This is a genomic window from Pseudomonas sp. NPDC087336 (assembly GCF_044744285.1).
In the GTDB taxonomy this organism is placed as follows: domain Bacteria; phylum Pseudomonadota; class Gammaproteobacteria; order Pseudomonadales; family Pseudomonadaceae; genus Aquipseudomonas.
Genome location: NZ_JBIUYA010000003.1, coordinates 252,716 through 273,223, shown reverse-complemented (window position 1 = coordinate 273,223; position 20,508 = coordinate 252,716). Strand labels below are relative to the sequence as shown.

Annotated in this window: 14 protein-coding genes and 1 pseudogene; 8 read left to right on the top strand and 7 right to left on the bottom strand. The window is 61.7% G+C overall.

Annotated elements, in window-relative coordinates; all coding sequences use genetic code 11:
* Window positions 1-150: 150 nt before the first annotated feature.
* From ACIO0C_RS04760 to leuC, 7 genes are all read right to left on the bottom strand, one after another.
* A complete protein-coding gene (locus tag ACIO0C_RS04760; RefSeq protein ID WP_401308502.1) occupies window positions 151-2,814 on the bottom strand; it encodes a FimV/HubP family polar landmark protein in 2,664 nt (887 codons plus the stop codon).
* A gap of 177 nt (window positions 2,815-2,991) precedes the next feature.
* A complete protein-coding gene (locus ACIO0C_RS04755) occupies window positions 2,992-4,002 on the bottom strand; it encodes an aspartate-semialdehyde dehydrogenase (RefSeq protein WP_401308499.1) in 1,011 nt (336 codons plus the stop codon).
* A gap of 274 nt (window positions 4,003-4,276) precedes the next feature.
* Window positions 4,277-5,389 carry an aspartate-semialdehyde dehydrogenase gene (gene asd, locus ACIO0C_RS04750; RefSeq protein ID WP_401308496.1) on the bottom strand — a complete coding sequence of 371 codons (1,113 nt, stop codon included), beginning with the start codon at window positions 5,387-5,389 and terminating at the stop codon, window positions 4,277-4,279.
* Between the two features lie 68 nt (window positions 5,390-5,457).
* Window positions 5,458-6,540 carry a 3-isopropylmalate dehydrogenase gene (leuB, locus tag ACIO0C_RS04745; RefSeq protein ID WP_008056363.1) on the bottom strand — a complete coding sequence of 361 codons (1,083 nt, stop codon included), beginning with the start codon at window positions 6,538-6,540 and terminating at the stop codon, window positions 5,458-5,460.
* Between the two features lie 61 nt (window positions 6,541-6,601).
* Window positions 6,602-7,369, bottom strand: coding sequence for a class I SAM-dependent methyltransferase (locus ACIO0C_RS04740; protein WP_401308493.1), 768 nt, complete (start codon window positions 7,367-7,369; stop codon window positions 6,602-6,604).
* Window positions 7,370-7,507: 138 nt separating this feature from the next.
* Window positions 7,508-8,152, bottom strand: a complete 645-nt coding sequence (gene leuD, locus ACIO0C_RS04735) for a 3-isopropylmalate dehydratase small subunit (protein WP_401308490.1) — start codon at window positions 8,150-8,152, stop codon at window positions 7,508-7,510.
* 10 nt (window positions 8,153-8,162) lie between these two features.
* Window positions 8,163-9,581, bottom strand: a complete 1,419-nt coding sequence (gene leuC, locus ACIO0C_RS04730; RefSeq protein ID WP_401308487.1) for a 3-isopropylmalate dehydratase large subunit — start codon at window positions 9,579-9,581, stop codon at window positions 8,163-8,165.
* Between the two features lie 148 nt (window positions 9,582-9,729).
* Between leuC and ACIO0C_RS04725 the strand changes: the two genes are divergently transcribed.
* The 8 genes and pseudogenes from ACIO0C_RS04725 (at window position 9,730) to ACIO0C_RS04690 (ending at window position 20,504) form a co-directional block, all read left to right on the top strand.
* A complete protein-coding gene (locus ACIO0C_RS04725) occupies window positions 9,730-10,620 on the top strand; it encodes a LysR family transcriptional regulator (protein WP_401308483.1) in 891 nt (296 codons plus the stop codon).
* A gap of 65 nt (window positions 10,621-10,685) precedes the next feature.
* A complete protein-coding gene (locus ACIO0C_RS04720) occupies window positions 10,686-13,961 on the top strand; it encodes a PAS domain S-box protein (RefSeq protein ID WP_401308481.1) in 3,276 nt (1,091 codons plus the stop codon).
* A 162-nt stretch (window positions 13,962-14,123) separates the two neighbouring features.
* Window positions 14,124-15,587 (top strand): PAAR domain-containing protein, encoded by a 1,464-nt coding sequence (locus tag ACIO0C_RS04715; RefSeq protein ID WP_401308478.1) that lies wholly within the window; start codon window positions 14,124-14,126, stop codon window positions 15,585-15,587.
* Window positions 15,584-16,199: pseudogene (locus ACIO0C_RS04710) on the top strand (hypothetical protein). The gene ACIO0C_RS04715 and the pseudogene ACIO0C_RS04710 overlap by 4 nt, the downstream one beginning before the upstream one ends.
* Before the next feature lie 128 nt (window positions 16,200-16,327).
* Complete coding sequence (locus tag ACIO0C_RS04705) at window positions 16,328-16,969, top strand: CDP-alcohol phosphatidyltransferase family protein (RefSeq protein ID WP_401308475.1); 642 nt, start codon at window positions 16,328-16,330, stop codon at window positions 16,967-16,969.
* Window positions 16,962-18,716 carry a bifunctional alpha/beta hydrolase/class I SAM-dependent methyltransferase gene (locus ACIO0C_RS04700; protein WP_401308472.1) on the top strand — a complete coding sequence of 585 codons (1,755 nt, stop codon included), beginning with the start codon at window positions 16,962-16,964 and terminating at the stop codon, window positions 18,714-18,716. The genes ACIO0C_RS04705 and ACIO0C_RS04700 overlap by 8 nt, the downstream gene beginning before the upstream one ends.
* Entirely contained in the window at window positions 18,716-20,059 is a 1,344-nt protein-coding gene (locus tag ACIO0C_RS04695) for a phosphatase PAP2/dual specificity phosphatase family protein (protein ID WP_401308469.1), read from the top strand. Before ACIO0C_RS04700 ends, ACIO0C_RS04695 begins: the two co-directional genes overlap by 1 nt.
* Entirely contained in the window at window positions 20,049-20,504 is a 456-nt protein-coding gene (locus tag ACIO0C_RS04690; protein WP_401308467.1) for a hypothetical protein, read from the top strand. The genes ACIO0C_RS04695 and ACIO0C_RS04690 overlap by 11 nt, the downstream gene beginning before the upstream one ends.
* The last annotated feature ends 4 nt before the right edge of the window (window positions 20,505-20,508 follow it).

Genomic DNA, 20,508 nt, shown 5'->3' with positions numbered 1-20,508 from the left:
GGAGTTGTGAGCGGCGAATATCCCCGTGGGAGCGGCGGTGCGACGATTCGACTTGCCCGCGATGAGGCCCTGATAGTCACCATCGAATCACCCGCAAACAAAAACGGCAGCCTCAATGGACTGCCGCTTTGTCTACAACCGGTCAATCACTCAAGCCAGGCGCGCGAGCATTTCCTTGGCTTCGCTCTTCTGACCGTCGTCGCCTTCGGTCACCACCTCGTTGAGGATGTCGCGGGCACCATCGTTGTCGCCCATGTCGATGTAGGCCTGGGCCAGATCGAGCTTGGTGGCGACTTCGTCGGTACCGGACAGGAAATCGAATTCCGGCTCGTCATCCACGGTTGCCAGGGCGTCATCGACCGTGAAACTTGGCTCGCTGATGCTTTGGGACAGACTTTCCAGTTCGGCGCTGAGATCATCCAGCTCAGGGGTAACCGCCTGCGCAGGCGCCGGAACGTCCATTTCATCGGCCAGGGACAAATCGAAATCCGCCGGCAGGTCCAGATCATCGAGGGTCACTTGCGGCACGTCCGGCGCTGGCGCGGCCGGCTGGTCCTTGACGTCTTCATCCAGGCTCAACAGGAAATCGTCCTCGGCCAGCATCGCAGGCGTTGGCTCGCCACCGAGATCCATGTCCAGGTCGAACTCCGACAGGTCATCGAGGTTTTCCTTGATTTCAGTCTGTTGCTGCAAGACCGACTCGAAACTCAGGTCATCGTCCAGCGGGAAATCTTCCAGGTCGGCCAGGGTTGTTTCCGGCTCCGCAATGGGTGCTGGCTCCGGCTCCGACGCAACCGTTACCGGCGTGACGTTTTCCAGGTCATCCAGGCTCAGGTCGAACGCGCTGTCAAAGTCGTCATCAACCGCAGCCGGTGCTTGTGGCTCGTCGAGCAACAGGTCCTTGACGTACTGTGCGTCCAGCTCGGCAGCGGCGGCCGCAGCGGCAATACCGCCCGCGGCGACGAGCGCCATGGCCGGGAAACGGTTCTTGAGCTTTTCGACCTGGGCATAGTTGTCGCCATTGGCCACCAACTGGCGCTCCTGGACCACGAACGCGTCGCGATCACCCTGCAAACCGTAGACTTCCATCAACTTGAGGCGCAAATCGCTGCGTTGCGGCTCTTGCTTGACGCCGGCCTCCAGCAGCGTGACAGCCTGATTCAGGCGACCACCGTCGATGTGCAACTGCGCGCGGCCCAACACATCGTCGAAATGCTCGGCGGCGGGCGACACCAGCGGCGCGGCAATCGGCGGCGTGACCACGACCGGGGCAATCACCGGCGCGGGTGCTGGCGCTGGAGCTGGAGTCGGTTCAGGAACCGCCGCAGTGGCCAGTTTCGGGCTCGGCTGCTCAACCTCTTCCAGGTCGTCGAAAATGCCTTTTGACAGGTCAAGCTCGGAGGGAAATTCCTGCTCTTCGGCCAGGGCGCGGGCCATGCGCAGATGTTTTTCGGCTTCTTGCTGGGCTTTGCGGCGACGGGCCAGCAACAGCAGCAACAGCAGCGCTACCACTACCCCGCCACCCGCCAGGCCCAGCAGCCATGGATTGGTCAGCAATTCATTGAATTTATGCTCGTCCGAGGCTGCAGGCGTCGGTTCGACCGGCGTTTCTGCCGGGACCGGAGCAGGAGTCGCTTCTGGCGCCTCGGCAGCCGGGGCAGGCGCGGGCGCTTCGGCAGGCGCTGGCGCAGGATCGGCGGGCAGCTCGGCCGGGATCGCCGCAGCGGTCGCCGTTGCCGCCGGCGCTCCCGCCGCACCTTCGGCCTGCAATTTGGCCAGCTGGTTGTTCTTCAGCTCAATGAGACGTTGCAGCTTGTCCATCTGACTTTGCAGATCGGTCATGCGGCTTTTCAGCTCAGCGCTGTCACGGCGCTTGGTATCGAGGCTTTCCTGGGTTACCGCCAGCTGGTTGTTCAAGGCCTTGGCATCGCCTGCGGCGCCCTTGCCCTTGGTCTTTCCGGATTCGGCGGAAACCAGGCTCAGCTTGTCCTGGCCAGCTTGCGCGGAAACGGTTTCGCCGCGACCACGATTGGTCGCATCGAGCTGCTGCTGGCCTGTACCCGGCTTGGCGACATAACGACGCCCCTGACGCCACGCAGTGTTTTGTGCAGCCACTTCGGCTATGGCTTTCGATTGCGGCAAGCTCGTACTTTGGGCCTGATCCGGCAGACGCAACACCTGACCGGTTTTGAGCCGGTTGATATTGCCATCGATGAAGGCATCCGGGTTCAGCGCCTGGATGGCCAGCATGGTTTGTTGAATCGAACCGCCATTACGCGCCTTCGCGGCGATTTCCCACAAGGTATCGCGCCGCGTGGTGGTGTATTCGGACGGTTTGGTCGCACCGGTGACAGGCGTAGTACCGGTTTGAACAGGTGCTGATTGCGCGGCCGCCTCAGCAGTCTGCGGCGAGAATTTGGACGGATCGAGCAGCACGCTGTAATCGCGCAGCAGGCGACCGTTGGGCCACATCACCTGAACCAGGAATTTCACCATCGGCTCGGTCAGGGGCTTGCTGGAGGTCACGCGCAGGATGCTTTTACCACTGGCATTGAGCACCGGGGTAAAGGTCAAGTCGTTGAGAAACGCCTGGCGGTCGACACCGGCCTTGGCGAAATCGTCAGGAGAAGCCAGGCTGGGCACCACTTCGGCAGCAGTGAGTTCCTTGACGTCGAGCAACTCGATTTCCGCCACCAGCGGCTGGTTCAGCGTCGACTTCAGGGTCAGTTCCCCGAGCCCGAGGGCATGCGCCATACCGGAGGACAGCGCCGAGGCGGCCGCTATTGCTAACACCAGTTTGCGAACTTGAACCATAGCTTATCCTTAGTTTTCACATTCCTCGGCCAGCGTGGCAGATAGCCGCTGCCCTAAGGCATTGCGCGCGGGCGAAGGTCGCCGCGCGCGATCGCTTCATGCATGCCCTGCAAAGCCCTTCAGGGTGGCTCGCCTTCGACAATACGGCCAAGCATGACGCTCGTTTGGAAGTATCTTTTACAGCAGGTCTTTTATCAACAATTCGGCCACCTGCACAGCATTGAGCGCCGCGCCTTTGCGTACGTTATCTGACGTCAGCCACACGTTAAGTTCCGACGGTTCGTCGATCCCCAGGCGCACCCGACCAACGTAGACCACATCCTGCCCTACCGCATCACCGACCGCTGTCGGGTAATCGCCGGCTTCCACCAGCTCGATGCCGGGCGCGTCCTCGAGCGCGGCGTTGACCTTTGCCAGGTCGATGTCGCTCGCGCACTGCAGGGTCACGCTATAGCTATCGCCAAAAAACACCGGGGCTTGAATGCAAGTGACGGAAATCTTCAATGAAGGCAACGCCATGACTTGACGCAGTTCGCGCACCAGGCGTTTTTCGAGCAGGGTATGGCCCTGCTCATCCGGCTTGCCGACCTGAGCCAGCAGGTTGAAGGCCATCTGCCGGTCAAAGAAGGTCGGCTCCAGTGGGCGCACATTCAGCAGTTCGGCGGTTTGCCGGGCCAGCTCGGTCACGGCTTCGCGGCCCTGGGCAGACACCGCCAGGCTGGCGGTCAGGTTGATGCGTTGCAAATCGAGCAGCCCCAGCAGGGGTGCGAGCAACACCGCCAAGGTGGTGGCCGCCGGGCTCGGGCTGCTGACCTGGAATGGCTTTTTCAGGCCGGCCAACACTTGCGCATTCGCTTCCGGGACAACCTGTGGCGCCTGGTCGGCCGGCAAGGCGCCGGACAGATCGATGATCGAGCAACCTGCCGCCGTGGCGCGTGCGGCGAAACTCAAGGTCGCTGCCGGGCCTGCGGCGAAGAACACCAGCTGGACCTTGCTGAAATCGAACTCATCGGCTTCGCGAACCCGCACGTTCTTGCCACGGTACGGCACCGAACTGCCAGCGGATTCGCTGCTGGCCAGCAGGTGCAGGCTGCCGATCGGAAAATCGCGCTCTTCGAGGATCTGCACCAGCGTTTCGCCGACAGTACCGGTGGCGCCGATCACGGCAATATCAATGGTCTGGCTCATGGTTTTACCTCTGGCGAAACGGGGGGAGCGGCACTTTACCGGGTGGGTGGCGTGCAGGCAATTCGGCAGGGAGATTTGTAGTGTCTGTTCCGGCCCCATCGCTGGCAAGCCAGCTCCCACAATGTTGGGGTTCGAACATAAAATGTGTGTACACCATCAAAACCTGTGGGAGCTGGCTTGCCAGCGATGGGGCCAGACCAGACAACCGAGAATTCCAGGAATAAAAAAACCCGCGCCTCTCGCAAGGCGCGGGTTCTTTCACAGCTTCAGTCGATCAACGCTCAAGCAGGATCCGCAGCATCCGACGCAGCGGCTCGGCCGCGCCCCACAGCAACTGGTCGCCGACGGTGAACGCGCCGACGAACTGCGAGCCCATGTTCAGCTTGCGCAGGCGGCCAACCGGGATGTTGAGGGTGCCGGTAACCTTGTTCGGGCTCAGCTCCTGCATGCTGATCTCGCGGTTGTTCGGCACCAGCTTGACCCATGGGTTGTGCTGGCTGATCAGCCCTTCGATATCAGCGATCGGCACGTCTTTGTTCAGCTTGATGGTCAGCGCCTGGCTGTGGCAGCGCATGGCGCCGATACGCACGCAGATGCCATCCACCGGGATCGGGCTCTTGAAGCGACCGAGGATCTTGTTGGTCTCGGCCTGGGCCTTCCACTCTTCACGGCTTTGACCGTTAGGCAGTTCCTTGTCGATCCACGGGATCAGGCTGCCGGCCAGCGGTACGCCGAAGTTTTCGGTCGGGTACGCGTCGCTGCGCATGGCTTCGGCCACACGACGGTCGATGTCGAGGATCGCGCTGGCCGGATCGGCCAGTTGATCGGCGACAGCGGCGTGGGTTGCGCCCATCTGCTTGATCAGCTCACGCATGTTCTGCGCGCCGGCGCCCGATGCCGCCTGATAGGTCATGGCGCTCATCCATTCCACCAGGCCAGCCTCGAACAGGCCGCCCAGGCCCATCAACATCAGGCTGACGGTGCAGTTGCCGCCGATATAGTTCTTGGTGCCGGCATCCAGTTGCTGGTCGATGACCTTGCGGTTGACCGGGTCCAGCACGATGACCGCGTCATCCTGCATGCGCAGGCTGGAGGCGGCATCGATCCAGTAACCCTGCCAGCCGGCTTCGCGCAGTTTCGGGAAGACTTCGCTGGTGTAGTCGCCACCCTGGCAGGTCAGGATCACGTCGAGGGTCTTCAGCTCTTCAATGCTGTAAGCGTCCTTGAGCGGAGCAATGTCCTTGCCCACGGACGGGCCTTGGCCACCGACATTGGAAGTGGTGAAAAACACCGGCTCGATAAGATCGAAATCCTGCTCTTCCAGCATCCGCTGCATGAGCACGGAACCGACCATACCGCGCCAACCGATCAGACCTACACGTTTCATCGCAACTACACCTTCTTGAAAAGTGGGCCGCTGCTTCCAGGGGTGAAAGTGGCAGCGGGCCCGAGAGATTACAGATTCCGCAGCGCGGCGACTACTGCGTCGCCCATTTCCTGCGTACCGACTTTAGTGCAACCGTTCGACCAGATGTCACCGGTGCGCAAGCCCTGGTCCAACACCAGGCTAACGGCTTTTTCGATGGCATCGGCGGCGGCCTGCTGGTTGAAGCTGTAACGCAACATCATCGAGACCGACAAAATGGTCGCCAACGGGTTGGCGATGCCTTTGCCCGCGATGTCCGGCGCCGAACCGTGGCACGGCTCGTACATGCCTTTGTTGTTGGTGTCCAGGGACGCCGACGGCAGCATGCCGATGGAACCTGTGAGCATCGATGCCTGGTCGGACAGGATATCGCCGAACATGTTGTCGGTGACGATCACGTCGAACTGCTTCGGCGCCCTCACCAGCTGCATGGCAGCATTGTCGACATACATGTGGCTCAGCTCGACCTGCGGGTAATCCTTGGCCACTTCCTCGACGATTTCACGCCACAGCTGGCTGGAGGCCAGGACGTTGGCCTTGTCCACCGAGCACAGCTTCTTGCCGCGGACCATGGCCATGTCGAAACCAACACGGGCGATGCGGCGGATTTCGCTTTCGCTGTACGGCAGGGTGTCGTAGGACTGACGCTCGCCGTTTTCCAGGGTGCGGGTGCCGCGTGGCGCGCCGAAGTAGATACCGCCGGTCAGCTCGCGAACGATCAGGATGTCCAGGCCGGCAACGATTTCCGGCTTCAGGCTGGAGGCTTCGGCCAGTTGCGGGTACAGGATCGCCGGACGCAGGTTGCCGAACAAGCCCAGTTGCGCACGGATTTTCAGCAGACCACGCTCAGGACGGATATCACGCTCGATGGTGTCCCATTTCGGGCCGCCCACCGCGCCCAACAGCACCGCGTCGGCGGCGCGCGCACGTTCCAGGGTTTCATCGGCCAAAGGTACGCCGTGCTTGTCGATGGCCGCGCCACCGATCACGTCGTGGCTCAGCTCGAAGCCCAAAGCGAACTTGTCACTGGCCAACTCCAGCACCTTGACCGCTTCGGCCATGATTTCCGGGCCAATACCGTCACCTGGGAGAATCAGAATCTGCTTGCTCATGCGTTCCTCATGTCATCAGTCGGTGCGCCTGGGGCGCTCCCGGAAAAAGTCTGTTAGTCGCTTATCTTTCAGCCATCAGTACCAGCACATCCGTACTGAACGAACCATCGGCCTCAATTTCGAAATATTCGCGCACTTCGTTGCCCATCGACTGCTGCAACTCGCGGATCGCCGCGCGCATCACCTGTGGCGTGCGCATTCGCTCGACCCAGGCGTTGTAATCCAGCCGCAGCCGCTGACGGCTGGTGCTGCGGGTATGCAGCCCTGCCTCACTGACCTGGCGCAGCCACTCACCGGCGCTATAGTCGCGCACATGGCTGGTGTCGCGCAGCACTTCGACGCTCTGCAGGTAAGTGTCGAACAACGGGCTGCCCGGTGACAACACGTCAATGAATGCCGCGACACCGCCTGGTTTCAATACTCGCCGCACTTCCCGCAAGGCCAGGCCGAGATCGCTCCAATGGTGCGCCGAATAGCGGCTGAAGACGAAGTCGAACTCGCCGTCAGCGAACGGCAGGCGCTCGGCGGCGCCGTTGACCGTGGAAATATTGCCCAGGCCCCGATCAACGGCTGCGGCGGCGACCACGTCGAGCATCTGCTGCGACAGGTCGTAGGCCACCACTTCCTTGACCAGCGAAGCCACCTGAAAACTCACGTGACCTGCCCCACAGCCCAGATCCAGTACGCGGGCATCGCCCTGCCCCGCCAATTCGGCCTGCAACAGCGCGAATTCGGTGCCTTGAGCGTGTACGGCGCTGCTCAGGTAGGCCGCGGCCTGTTCACCGAATTGCTTCTGGACTACCTGGCTGTGCTGGGCGGTGCGGGTCATGGGGGACTTCCTTTTTCAGGGTTTGGTCTTGTGGTGCTTATGCGGGCCTCTTCGCTGGCAAGCCAGCTCCTACAGGTATTGCGCTGCCCTTGTAGGAGCCGGCTTGCCAGCGAAGGCGTCATCAGGCCTTACGAAAAATCACGCGTCGCGGAACAACCACGGCTGGCTCGCCCGGTGCTTGGCCTCGAATGCCGCGATCGCATCACCGTCCTGCAACGTCAGGCCGATATCGTCAAGGCCATTGAGCAGGCAGTGCTTGCGGAACGCATCGATCTCAAAGTTCAAGACCTTGCCGTCCGGACGGGTCACGGTTTGCGCCTGCAGATCGATCTGCAACTGGTAGCCCGGATTGGCCTCGACCTGCTGGAACAGTTCGTCGACTTCCGCATCGCTCAGGATGATCGGCAGCAAGCCATTCTTGAAGCTGTTGTTGAAGAAGATGTCGGCATAGCTCGGCGCGATGATGCTGCGGAAACCGTACTCTTCCAGCGCCCACGGCGCGTGTTCACGACTGGAGCCGCAACCGAAGTTCTCACGGGCCAGCAACACGCTGGCGCCCTTGTAACGCTCGGCATTGAGGACGAAGTCCTTGTTCAGCGGACGCTTGGAGTTGTCCTGATACGGCTGACCCACGTCCAGGTAACGCCATTCGTCGAACAGGTTCGGGCCGAAACCGGTGCGTTTGATCGACTTCAAGAATTGTTTCGGGATGATCTGGTCGGTGTCGACATTGGCACGATCCAGAGGCGCGACAAGTCCAGTGTGCTGGGTGAAAGCTTTCATGCTGCGCTCCTTAAATCAATTCACGGACGTCGACGAAACGACCGTTTACGGCAGCGGCCGCGGCCATGGCCGGGCTGACGAGGTGGGTACGGCCACCGGCGCCCTGACGGCCTTCGAAGTTACGGTTGGAGGTCGAGGCGCAATGCTCGCCACTTTCCAAACGGTCCGGGTTCATCGCCAGGCACATCGAGCAACCCGGCTCACGCCATTCGAAACCGGCTTCGAGGAAAATCTTGTCCAGGCCTTCCGATTCAGCCTGGGCCTTCACCAGTCCCGAACCTGGAACGACGATGGCCTGCTTGATGGTCGAGGCCACTTTGCGGCCCTTGGCGATCACCGCTGCGGCGCGCAGGTCTTCGATCCGCGAGTTGGTGCAGGAACCGATGAACACGCGGTCGAGCTGGATGTCGGTGATCGCCTGATTGGCGGTCAAACCCATGTACTTCAAGGCACGGACGATGGAATCACGCTTGACCAGGTCCATTTCCTTCGCAGGATCCGGAACGTTCTGATCCACAGCCAATACCATCTCGGGCGAAGTGCCCCAGCTGACTTGCGGCTTGATCTGGGTCGCGTCGAGCTCAACGATGGTGTCGAACTTCGCATCGGCGTCGGACACCAGGTCTTTCCAGGCTTCGACGGCCAAATCCCATTCCGCGCCTTTCGGGGCGAATGGACGGCCCTTCACGTAAGCCACGGTTTTTTCATCGGCGGCCACCAGGCCTACGCGAGCACCGGCCTCGATGGCCATGTTGCAGATGGTCATGCGGCCTTCCACGGACAGGTCGCGAATCGCGCTGCCGGCGAACTCGATGGCGTGGCCGTTACCGCCGGCGGTGCCGATCTTGCCGATCACGGCGAGCACGATGTCCTTGGCGGTCACGCCGAACGGCAATTGGCCTTCGACGCGCACCAGCATGTTTTTCATTTTCTTGGCGACCAGGCACTGGGTGGCGAGCACGTGCTCGACCTCGGAAGTGCCGATACCGTGGGCCAGGGCACCGAACGCGCCATGGGTCGAGGTATGGGAGTCGCCGCAGACCACGGTCATGCCCGGCAAGGTGGCACCCTGCTCCGGGCCGATGACGTGGACGATGCCTTGGCGGACGTCATTCATCTTGAATTCGACGATGCCGTATTCATCGCAGTTGTCGTCGAGGGTCTGGACCTGCAAACGCGAAACCTCGTCGGCAATGGCTGCGATGCCGCCCTTGCGCTCAGGGGTGGTCGGTACGTTGTGGTCCGGGGTCGCGATGTTGGCATCGATACGCCATGGCTTGCGCCCGGCCAGTCGCAGGCCTTCGAAAGCTTGCGGCGAGGTCACTTCGTGGATGATGTGACGATCGATGTAGATCAGCGCCGAACCATCGTCGCGCTGTTTGACCAAATGCGAATCCCAGAGCTTGTCGTAGAGCGTTTTGCCGGCCATCAGACGGTTTCCTCATCAGCTTGTTTCTATGCCCTGGGTCTCGATTAATTCAATAACCCTTTGGCTTGTGAGGCTGATCCTATGGGGTTACATTAAATAACTCAAATTCATATTTTTTATGCTTTGGATAACCAGCTGGAATACTGTTATGGACCTGGCCAACCTCAATGCTTTTATTGCCATCGCCGAGACGGGAAGCTTCTCCGGCGCGGGCGAACGCTTGCACCTGACGCAGCCGGCAATCAGCAAGCGCATCGCCGGGCTGGAGCAGCAACTGAAGGTGCGACTGTTCGATCGGCTCGGCCGCGAAGTCGGCTTGACCGAGGCCGGCCGCGCCCTGTTGCCCCGGGCCTACCAGATTCTGAATGTCCTCGATGATACGCGCCGCGCCCTGACTAACCTCACCGGCGAGGTGACCGGTCGTCTGACCCTGGCCACCAGTCACCACATCGGCCTGCACCGTTTGCCGCCTTTATTGAGGGAGTTCACCCGGCGCTACCCCGAGGTGGCGCTGGACATCCAGTTTCTCGATTCGGAAGTGGCTTACGAAGAAATCCTCCACGGTCGGGCGGAACTGGCGGTCATCACCCTGGCGCCGGAACCCCACGCCCTGGTCAAGGCCACGCCGGTGTGGGACGACCCGCTGGACTTCGTGGTCGCCCCGGAGCATTCCTTGCTCCACAACGGCAAGGTCAGCCTCGCGGACATCGCCCGACACCCGGCGGTGTTCCCCGGCGGCAACACCTTTACCCACCACATCGTCCAGCGCCTGTTCGAGGCCCAGGGCCTGACGCCGAACATCGCCATGAGCACCAATTACCTGGAAACCATCAAGATGATGGTGTCGATCGGCCTGGCCTGGAGCGTCTTGCCACGCACCATGCTCGATGACCAGGTTGCGCGAATACCTTTACCGGGCATACAACTGACTCGCCAGCTAGGCTATATCCTGCACACAGAAAGGACGCTATCGAATGCAGCACGGGCCTTCATGGCCTTGCTGGATGCTCAAATCGATCTGCCAGGGACTCAAGGCTGACTTGTGCTACTCCTATAGAGCCCGAATTTCTGTACCCGATACCCAATTCAGCTCAAGGCTTGCCAATGCCGAAATCTGTTGACCGTATTCCGCCGATGCCGCGCATCCAGGCGCTTGACCCGAAAAGCTCCGAACAAAGCTGGGAAAGTGCCTCGCAATTGCTGGCCGCGCTTAACGGCGCGCGCCTGGGCGCGTGGTATTGGGATATCGAGCGTGGGCAGATCAGCTGGTCCCGAGGCACGCAGGCGCTGTTTGGCTTCGATCCCCGGCAACCGTTGCCGGCCGACCTGGAATACCTCGACCTGTTGCCTGCCGAAGATCGGGCCAAGACCCTTCGCGCCTTCCATGCCGTGATCGCCGGCGCACCGCTGGAACAAGCGATGCACCATCGCGTTCGCTGGCCCGACGGCACCCTGCATTGGCTGGAGATCAACGGCAGCCTGCTGCCGGACAAACACGGCCGTCCACGCATGATTGGCGTGATCCGCGAAATCACCCACCAACGCCTGCGCGAACAGGCGCTGAGCAGTTCGGAGAAGCGCTTCGCAACGCTGTTTCACCTGTGCCCGAACATGGTCCTGCTGACGCGCCAGGATGACGGCCTGATCACCGAAGCCAACCAGTATTTCGAAAGCCTGTTCGGCTGGCCGGTGCAGGACGCGATCGGCCGCACCACGCTGGAACTGGGCCTCTGGGTGCACCCCGAGCAACGCGCGCAACTGGTCAAGGCCACCAAGGCCAAAGGCGAACTGACCAGCATGGAGGTGCAGTTTCGCGCCAGCAACGGGCAGATCCACGATGGCATCCTCAGCGCACAAAAGGTCGAACTCGAAGGTCAGCCCTACCTGCTGAGCACCTTCCTCGACACCACCGAACGCAAAGCCGCCGAACACGCCCTCAAGGACAGCCAGGAGCGCCTCGACCTGGCCCTGGACTCGGCGCAGCTAGGCACCTGGGACTGGCACATTCCCAGCGGCATGTTGTATGGCTCGGCCCGCGCCGCCCAGTTGCACGGCATGGAGCCCATCCCTTTCCATGAATCCTTCGACGATTTTTTCGAAGGCGTGCCCGGCGAAGAACGCGACACCATGCGCGATGCCTACCGCAGCCTGCGCGAAGGCCCGGCCGGCAACTATCAGCTGACCTATCGGGTGCAAATGCCGGACGGCAGCTCACGCTACCTGGAAAGCCGCGCCCGCCTCTACCGCGATGAAAACGGCGTGCCCCTGCGCATGGCTGGCACCCTGCTTGATATCACCGACCAGGTCGAGCGCGAACAACGTTTGGTGGCCTCCGAAGAGAAATTCGCCACCCTGTTCCAGGTCAGCCCGGACCCGATCTGCGTAACGCGCCAGGACACCGGGCAGTTCATCGAGATCAACTCCAGCTTTACCCAGACCTTTGGCTGGAGCGCCGCCGATGTGATCGGGCGCAGCGCCGACGAAATCGGCCTGTGGGACGCTTCGGCAAAAAGCCTGCAGCGGATCGAACAGGTGATTCGCGAACAAGGCCTGAACAATGTGGCGATCCTCGTCCAGCACAAGGATGGGCAGTCGCTGACCTGCGTGATTTCCAGTCGCCAGATCAGCGTCAGCGAACAGTCGTGCATCGTCACCACCTTGCGCGACATCACCCAACAGCAACGCTCGGAAGCGGCGCTCAAGGCCAGCGAAGAGAAGTTCGCCAAGGCCTTCCACTCCAGCCCCGACGCCATCACCATCACTGAACGCGATACCGGACGCTACCTGGAGGTCAACGACGGCTTCTGCCGCCTGACCGGCTACCGCGCCGACGAAGTGATCGGCCGTACCGTGTACCAGGTGGGGATCTGGGCCGAAGAGAAACAACGCTCGGCATTGCTGGCCGAACTGCAGATCAAGGGTCGGGTACACCACCAGGAAATGCTCGGGCGCAACAAGCGCGGCGAGTTGCTGACGGTTGAGGTGTCGGTCGAACCGATTACCCTCAACGAAACCGCGTGCCTGCTCTTGACCGCGCGGGACGTCAGCCTGCTGAAAAATGCCGAGGCGCAGATCCGCCACCTGGCCTACCACGACCCGCTGACCAACCTGCCCAACCGCGCACTGCTGATGGATCGCCTGAGCCAGCAGATCGCCCTGCTCAAGCGCCACAACCTGCGCGGCGCATTGATGTTCCTAGACCTTGACCACTTCAAGCACATCAACGATTCCCTCGGCCACCCGGTGGGCGATACGGTGCTGAAAATCATCACCGCGCGCCTGGAAGCCAGCGTGCGCATGGAAGACACCGTCGCGCGTCTGGGCGGGGATGAATTCGTGGTGCTGCTCAGCGGTCTCGAAGGCTCGCGCAACGAGGTCAGCGATCAGGTTTGCCAGCTGGCCGACACCATTCGCGAGCTGCTGTCCGAACCGATGTTCCTCGACGGTCAACGCCTGCAAGTGACGCCGAGTATCGGCATCGCTTTGATTCCCGACCACGGCTCGACGCCGACCGACTTGCTCAAGCGCGCTGACATTGCTCTTTATCGCGCCAAGGATTCAGGGCGCAATACCGCGCAGATGTACCACAACACGATGCAGAAGGCCGCGAGCGAGCGCTTGCGCATGGAAACCGACCTGCGCCTGGCGCTTTCGCGCGGTGAGTTTCGTGTGCACTACCAACCCCAGGTGGACGCCCGGGATAACCGCATCGTCGGTGCCGAAGCGCTGGTGCGCTGGAACCATCCGGAACTCGGCGCGCAGTCGCCCACCGAGTTCATCAAGGTGCTGGAAGACAGCGGGTTGATCCTGGAAGTCGGCACCTGGATCGTCGACGAAGCCTGCCAGGCCTTCAGGCAACTGATCGCCGATGGCCGGGTGGACCCGCTGCAATTCAGCCTGTGCGTCAACATAAGCCCGCGCCAGTTCCGCCAGAACGACTTCGTCGAGCGCATCGAAAACAGCCTCGCCACCTATGGCCTGCCCTGCTCGCTGCTGAAACTGGAAATCACCGAAGGCATCGTCATCCAGAACCTGGAAGACACCATCAACAAGATGCTGCGCCTGAAAAAACTCGGCGTGAGCTTTGCCATGGACGATTTCGGTACCGGCTACTCCTCGCTGACCTACCTCAAGCGCCTGCCGGTCGACACCCTGAAAATCGACCAGTCGTTCATTCGCGACGCCACCACCGACCCCAACGACGCCGAGATCATCCGCGCCATCGTCGCCATGGCCCGCAGCCTGGGGCTGAAGATCATCGCCGAAGGGGTGGAGAATTCGGAACAGCTTGAGTTCCTGCAAGGCCTGGGCTGCCATCTCTATCAGGGGTATCTGCATAGCCGGCCGCTGCCGGTGGAGGATCTGCAAAAGCTCCTGTAGGAGCGAACTCACTGGTTGAACATCCCTTTCCTACGCGCATTCCGGAAACGTCCGATTTACGCCTGACTGCCTCATATACAACCCTTGCGCTGCACTTTGCCCTGCCTCCGTTCCTTCGGATGCAGGAGCAATTTGACCGTGAACAGACAAGGAGTTGCAGCTATGGCTAAGGGGTATTTCATTCGCAAGGGTGACAAGACCAGTTGCGGTGGCGAGGTGCTGGAGGCCGATACCCGCGTCATGATGTTTGGCTTCGCCCATGCTCGCGCCGGGGATCGGGTTTCCTGTGGCAAAAACGACGAAACTTACGAAATCATCGGTGGCATCTCGTTCATCAACAGTCACGGCAGACTGGTGGCGGGCTCGTTGGACAGCCGCAGCAACTGTCCCTGCAAGGCCGGGCTCATCCCTTCGTTTACCAACTCCACCTATGAGTCCAGACAGGATGCTGCGCCGCCAGCCGCGAGGAGTGCCCCGCAGCAGGAAGCCGCGCCCGTTGCCCCCAACCACCCGGTCGCCCCGCGACAATCCGGATTCACTTCAGCGCGGGCGCCCTCACCGACGCTCAGCGAACGGCCTGGGACGGTCTGTGAAAACCTGTGGCGCGGGTACCAGCAAAGGGTTGAAAACGTCGTGGCACCGGGCGGCAAGTTGATTGCCGACCCGAAGGCGCGCAACAAGGCGATCAATGCTGCCTACGCGCAGCTGTGGCGACATGACCCGCGTTTCCAGTGGGCCGGGCTCGCGGCCTTTGCCTCCAAGCAGGTGGGTTGCGGCCTGCTGCACGCGGCCGACACGATCGAGAAAATTCAAACGGAAGAGGAGACGATACAGCAACTGAGGGACAGTGCCAGACAAGGATTGAGAGGTTTGCTCAACCCCAGTGAGCGGGAAAAGCGCGCGACCATTCGGGCGTTTGAGCAGCGCCAGCACGAGTACGAACAGGCCAACCGTGACAACCCGGTGTGGGGCTTCACCCACTGGGGTGCCGACATGCCCTTGTCGTACTCACAACGGATGTACCGGTTTGTGTACGAGATGCTGGCCATGGGCAATACCACGCTGTTCCTGGATGTGTATCCGTTGCATGTGTTCTACAGGGAACGGGGGCTGGAGGCCCTAAAGGACTGCCTCGCCTCACGAAAAAACATCTATGGCACTGGTCAGTATCCGGTGCTGTGGCCGGTGGGGCAGGAAACTCTGGAATTTGGGACTAGCCAAGAGGAAATCCTCCTGGCCTTCGAGGCGATTGAGGCGGGTAACATCGCCAAAAGTGTTGAGCATCTAGCCAAGCACGAACAGGTCAACATCCTGCAACCGGCGATGTACAACGACAAAGGCCTGCAATGGTTGCTGCACGGTAATCACGCCTCCTACGTCATCGGTTTTCCGTCCGGTGCCGCTGAGGCCGTCGAACTTACGCTGGCCAGCCAGTGCCGCCGCATCGATGACGGACGTACCATTGGTTTTGGCAACAACCCCGTTGCCGACCTCTCCAATGTCAACCAACGCATGGCCTTCGTGCTCAGGGCCGCGAGACAGTTTGATGATCTGCTGCACAGCGACCAACGCAAGCAGCTAGAGCAATCGATACGGGATACCGCCTTGGGTGGAGGCGTGCGATGAACCTGATGCAACGCATGGGCTGGCGATGGGGCGTGCTCGCACTGGCAGTGATTACGCTCCTTACGCTGTCGGCGATTCAAGCCCTATCGGATGAGCCGGAAATCGCCCTAATGATTGGTGAGCCGTACGAGGCGATGCGACAGCGCTCCAGCGCAAGCATTGGCCCAGCAATTCCGGGGCGCTCATGGTTCAGTGTTCCAAAATCAGATGCGCGCCTGCGTTTCATTGATCCCCAGTACGGTTTTGTAACCCCACTGGCTCGCTTTTTCACGGTGATGTTTGATGATGAACATATCCACGGCGTCCGCATGTCCCCGCAAATCGAGCCACTGCTGCTCGACGACACCTTCAAGGTCGTGCTGGATCTGCAGGAGCAATGGCGCAACGCGGGCTGGGTACCCATCCGCGTCGAAGAAGACCCACCGTTCGCCGACACCCCCCAATGGCGAGCCCGATTGCGGGACGTGAACAAGGGTGGCACATCCTACTGGCATGCAGGCACCCAGTATCAAGTGATGCTGGTGGTCAATCGCTTCAAGGATTACAGGCACCCCCACCGAGGAGCGCTACCTCATCAAGCTGTCACTGGCCAAGCCATGGACGAATCCCTGACATTGCCTTATCGCGACAAGATCACGCTTTCAGCATTAAACCCATGCACTGGGCGCCGTCGCCAAATCCATCCCTAGATGCCATCTACACTCAGTAACCATATCGCCTCCGCCCGAGACCTCTCCAACGTGCCCAGCATCTACCAGATCAAACCCGCATTCCAAAACCTCCTGCGCCCCTTGGTCCAGCGCCTGTTCAACAACGGCACCACCGCTAACCAGATCACCCTGATCGCGGGCATCGGCTCAATCCTGGTGGGCGCCGTGATCGCAGGTTTCGTGCATCACCCCTGGATCTTTGCACTGGTACCGATCTGGATGATCGTGCGCATGGCGCTCAACGCCATCGACGGCATGCTGGCTCGGGAATTCGACCAGCAGTCGCGCCTGGGGGCCTATCTCAACGAGTTGTGCGACATCACCGCCGACTGCGCCTTGATCCTGCCCTTTGCCCTGCTGCCCGGTGTCAGCCTGTGGCTGGTGCTGCTGGTGGCCTTGCTCGCCTTGTTCAGCGAATACAGCGGCGTGCTGGGGCCGATGATTGGGGCTTCGCGGCGCTATGACGGGCCCATGGGCAAAAGTGACCGGGCTTTTGTATTGGGGGTGGTGGCCGCTGGCATCGTACCGGGCTGGATCGGCCCACTCTGGATCAACACGGTGTTCGCGATCATCGCGATGCTACTGGTCTGCACCCTGGTCAACCGGGTCCGCCAGGGCCTCAGGGAAACACAAATCGACAGCTCTTCAGCCGAAGGAAATGGCAATGCGTGAAGCACAACAACAGACATTCACCACCCACGACGGCGTGCAATTGTTCTACCGCCACTGGCCCGGCACCCCAGAGCCGGGAGAGCCACGCAAGGCCGTGCTGCTGTTTCACCGCGGCCACGAACACTCCGGGCGCATTGCCCATCTGGTGGATGAACTGGATCTGCCCGGTTTCGATTTCTTCGCCTGGGATGCCCGCGGTCATGGCCAATCGCCGGGCGCTCGGGGCGACAGCCCCAGCTTTGCCACCAGCGTACGGGACGTGCAGAGCTTCTGCGAGCACCTGAGCGCGACCTACCAGATAAACGAAGAAAACCTGGCGGTGATCGCCCAGAGCGTCGGCGCGGTGATCGTCGCCACCTGGGCCCACGATTACGCGCCGCGCATCCGTGCGCTGGTGCTGGCGTCGCCGGCGTTCAAGGTCAAGCTCTATGTACCCTTCGCCCGTCAGGGGTTGGCGCTGATGCGCCGGTGGCGCGGCAACTTTTTCGTCAACAGCTACGTCAAGGCACGTTTCCTCAGCCACGACCCGCAGCGCGTCGCCAGCTACGACAGCGATCCGCTGATCACCAAGGCCATTTCAGTCAATGTCCTGCTCGGTCTCTATGAGGCCGCCGACCGTGTCGTGGCCGATGCCCAGGCCATCGCGATACCCACTCAGATGCTGATCTCCGGTGCCGACTTCGTCGTGCATCGCCAACCCCAGGAACAGTTTTTCGAGCGCCTGGGCACTTTGCGCAAGGAAAAACATGTGCTGCCGGGGTTCTTCCACGACACCCTGGGCGAAAAGAACCGGGGGCCCGCCGTCGCCAGCGCACGGCGCTTCATCCTGCAGAACTTCGCACAGCCCGGCGAACGTCCCAGCCTGCTGGACGCCGATCGCCTGGGCCTGACCTGCGCCGAATCCGAATCGTTGGCCGCGCCGCTGCCGCGCAACTCCCTGCGCGATCTGTATTGGCGCATGACCCGCGCCAGCATGCGCCTGGGCAGCCGACTGTCGTCCGGGATCAAGCTGGGCTTCGACACCGGTTTCGACTCCGGCAGCACACTGGACTACGTCTATCGCAACACCCCCACGGGTACCTCGGCTGTCGGCCGCATGATCGACCGCAATTACCTCGACTCCATCGGCTGGCGCGGCATTCGCCAACGCAAGCTGCACGTCGAAGAACTGCTGCGCCTGGCGATGCAGCAATTACGCGACCAGCGCCGCGAAGTACGTATCGTCGACATCGCCGCCGGACACGGACGCTACATTCTTGAAGCCTTGCAGGGCGTCAGCCCGTTACCCGAGTCGATCCTGTTGCGTGACTACAGCGACATCAACGTGCGTGACGGCAGCGCACTGATACGCGAAAAAGGCCTGGAAGGGATCGCACGGTTCGTCAAGGGCGACGCCTTCGACCGCGCCGACCTGGCCGCGCTGGATCCCAAACCAACCCTGGCGGTAGTCTCCGGACTGTACGAGCTGTTCGCGGACAACCAGATGGTCGGTGCTTCCCTCGCGGGTCTGGCCGACGCCGTGGAGCCTGGCGGATACCTGGTCTACACCGGCCAGCCCTGGCACCCGCAACTGGAACTGATCGCCCGCGCCTTGACCAGCCACCGGGAAGGTCAGGCCTGGGTCATGCGCCGGCGCACCCAGGTGGAAATGGACCAACTGGTGGAGGCCGCCGGCTTTCGCAAGGTCGACATGCGCGTCGACGAGTGGGGCATTTTCAGCGTCGCTCTCGCGCAACGGGTGTCTTGATGCTGCGCAGCGCAACGACGACGCGCGAGCCCGGTTTGCTCAAGCCTGCGGTGCTCTGGCTGCTGCTCCTGGCGCCGTTGTTCTTCGGCACCTACGGCTTCGCCACCTGGTACACCACCCAGCGCGACGATGTCGGCAGCCTGGTGTTCGGCTGGGAAAACCACATGCCGTTCTGGGCCTGGACCATCGTCCCGTACTGGTCCATCGACTTGTTGTACGGGCTGTCCCTGCTGCTACCCGACAGTCGCGAGGCACTCAAGCGCCACGCCTTGCGCCTGCTGACCGCGCAACTCATTGCGGTCAGTTGTTTCCTGATCTGGCCGTTGCGCTTCACCTTCGCCCGGCCTGAACTGGACGGCGTATTCGGTTGGCTGTTCGATGTCCTGGCAGGTTTCGACAAGCCGTTCAATCAGGCGCCATCACTTCACATCGCACTGCTGGTGATCCTGTGGACCCTTTATCACAGGCACTTACAGGGTCTCTGGCGCGGATTGATGCACGCCTGGTTCATCTTGATCGGGCTCTCGGTGCTGACCACCTACCAGCACCACTTCATCGATCTGCCGACCGGTGCACTGCTTGGCTGGCTGTGTGTCTGGCTGTGGCCGCTGGAGGGCCCCAGCCCGCTGCAGGGCGCCCGACTGGCAAGCGGAAAGAAACGCTGGCAACTGGCGCTGTATTACCTGGTGGGCGCTGCCGTTTTCGCGGTTCCGGCCTTTTTCTTCGGCGGCACCTGGCTGTGGTTGACCTGGCCGGCAGCGGCCTTGCTACTGGTGGCACTCAACTACGCAGTGCTGGGCGCAGTAGGTTTTCAGAAGCGCGCCGATGGACGCCTGTCCCCTGCCGCACGCTGGCTGCTGGCGCCCTACCTGGCTGCCGCCAGGCTCAACTCACGCCTGTGGACCCGCAACAATCCGCTGCCCGACCAGGTGCTCGATGACGTCTGGCTCGGGCGCATACCGACTCACCGGGAACTCAAGGGCAGCACCTTCAACGCAGTGTTCGACCTGTGTGCCGAACTGTCCCTCGATCCTGGCGCCGTCGCCTACCGCGCACTGCCTGTCCTGGACCTGACCGCCCCCACCACCGCGCAATGCCAGGAAGCTGCATTGGCCATCGAAAGCCTGCGCCAGCACGGGCCGCTCCTGGTCTGCTGCGCCTTGGGCTATTCGCGCAGCGCCACCGCCGTCGCCGCCTGGCTGTTGCATACCGGCCGGGCCAGCAGTGTCGCCGAAGCCTTTTTGTTGATCCAGCGCGCACGCCCGGGGATTGTCCTGGGGCCCCGTCACCGAGAGGCGCTGGAACCGCTGGCGACCAGCATGGAGAAGCTCAGTGTCCATTGATATGCAATTGCAGGCGACAGCCAGCCTGTTGCGTCGTGGCGACTCACTGGATCGACTCTCCAGCGGATTCACCCTGCTGGGAGCCCTGCTCGGCCTGAGCCAGTATGTGATGCCCGGCCCGGGGTTGTGGAGCCTGATCTGCAGCAGCGGGCTACTGGTGCTCGGCCTGTGGCAAAAGTACTGGGCGCTGCGGGTTGCCTTCGACGCCGAGCTGTTCCGGCACCTTGCCAACCCTGCCGAAGACCTCCCTCAGCGCACCCAAGCCCTGGACCAGGCACTGGCGGCCCTGGGCCTGCAACCCGCCGACCGCGGCGACCGCCCCTGGAACGAGCGCATCGCCGGCGCACTGAAATTGTTACGCCGCCAGGCGCTGCTGGTGGCAGCACAACTGTTATTGACGCTGGCTTTCATCCTGGCCGGCCCCTGGCTGTCCATTGCTGGATAAGGAG

What these genes read in the sequence shown, in the direction of transcription:
- ACIO0C_RS04760 (WP_401308502.1), bottom strand. Translation starts at nt 2,814, where the DNA reads ATGGTTCAAGTTCGCAAACTGGTGTTAGCAATAGCGGCCGCCTCGGCG.
- ACIO0C_RS04755 (WP_401308499.1), bottom strand. Translation starts at nt 4,002, where the DNA reads ATGAGCCAGACCATTGATATTGCCGTGATCGGCGCCACCGGTACTGTC.
- asd (WP_401308496.1), bottom strand. Translation starts at nt 5,389, where the DNA reads ATGAAACGTGTAGGTCTGATCGGTTGGCGCGGTATGGTCGGTTCCGTG.
- leuB (WP_008056363.1), bottom strand. Translation starts at nt 6,540, where the DNA reads ATGAGCAAGCAGATTCTGATTCTCCCAGGTGACGGTATTGGCCCGGAA.
- ACIO0C_RS04740 (WP_401308493.1), bottom strand. Translation starts at nt 7,369, where the DNA reads ATGACCCGCACCGCCCAGCACAGCCAGGTAGTCCAGAAGCAATTCGGT.
- leuD (WP_401308490.1), bottom strand. Translation starts at nt 8,152, where the DNA reads ATGAAAGCTTTCACCCAGCACACTGGACTTGTCGCGCCTCTGGATCGT.
- leuC (WP_401308487.1), bottom strand. Translation starts at nt 9,581, where the DNA reads ATGGCCGGCAAAACGCTCTACGACAAGCTCTGGGATTCGCATTTGGTC.
- ACIO0C_RS04725 (WP_401308483.1), top strand. Translation starts at nt 9,730, where the DNA reads ATGGACCTGGCCAACCTCAATGCTTTTATTGCCATCGCCGAGACGGGA.
- ACIO0C_RS04720 (WP_401308481.1), top strand. Translation starts at nt 10,686, where the DNA reads ATGCCGAAATCTGTTGACCGTATTCCGCCGATGCCGCGCATCCAGGCG.
- ACIO0C_RS04715 (WP_401308478.1), top strand. Translation starts at nt 14,124, where the DNA reads ATGGCTAAGGGGTATTTCATTCGCAAGGGTGACAAGACCAGTTGCGGT.
- ACIO0C_RS04700 (WP_401308472.1), top strand. Translation starts at nt 16,962, where the DNA reads ATGCGTGAAGCACAACAACAGACATTCACCACCCACGACGGCGTGCAA.
- ACIO0C_RS04695 (WP_401308469.1), top strand. Translation starts at nt 18,716, where the DNA reads ATGCTGCGCAGCGCAACGACGACGCGCGAGCCCGGTTTGCTCAAGCCT.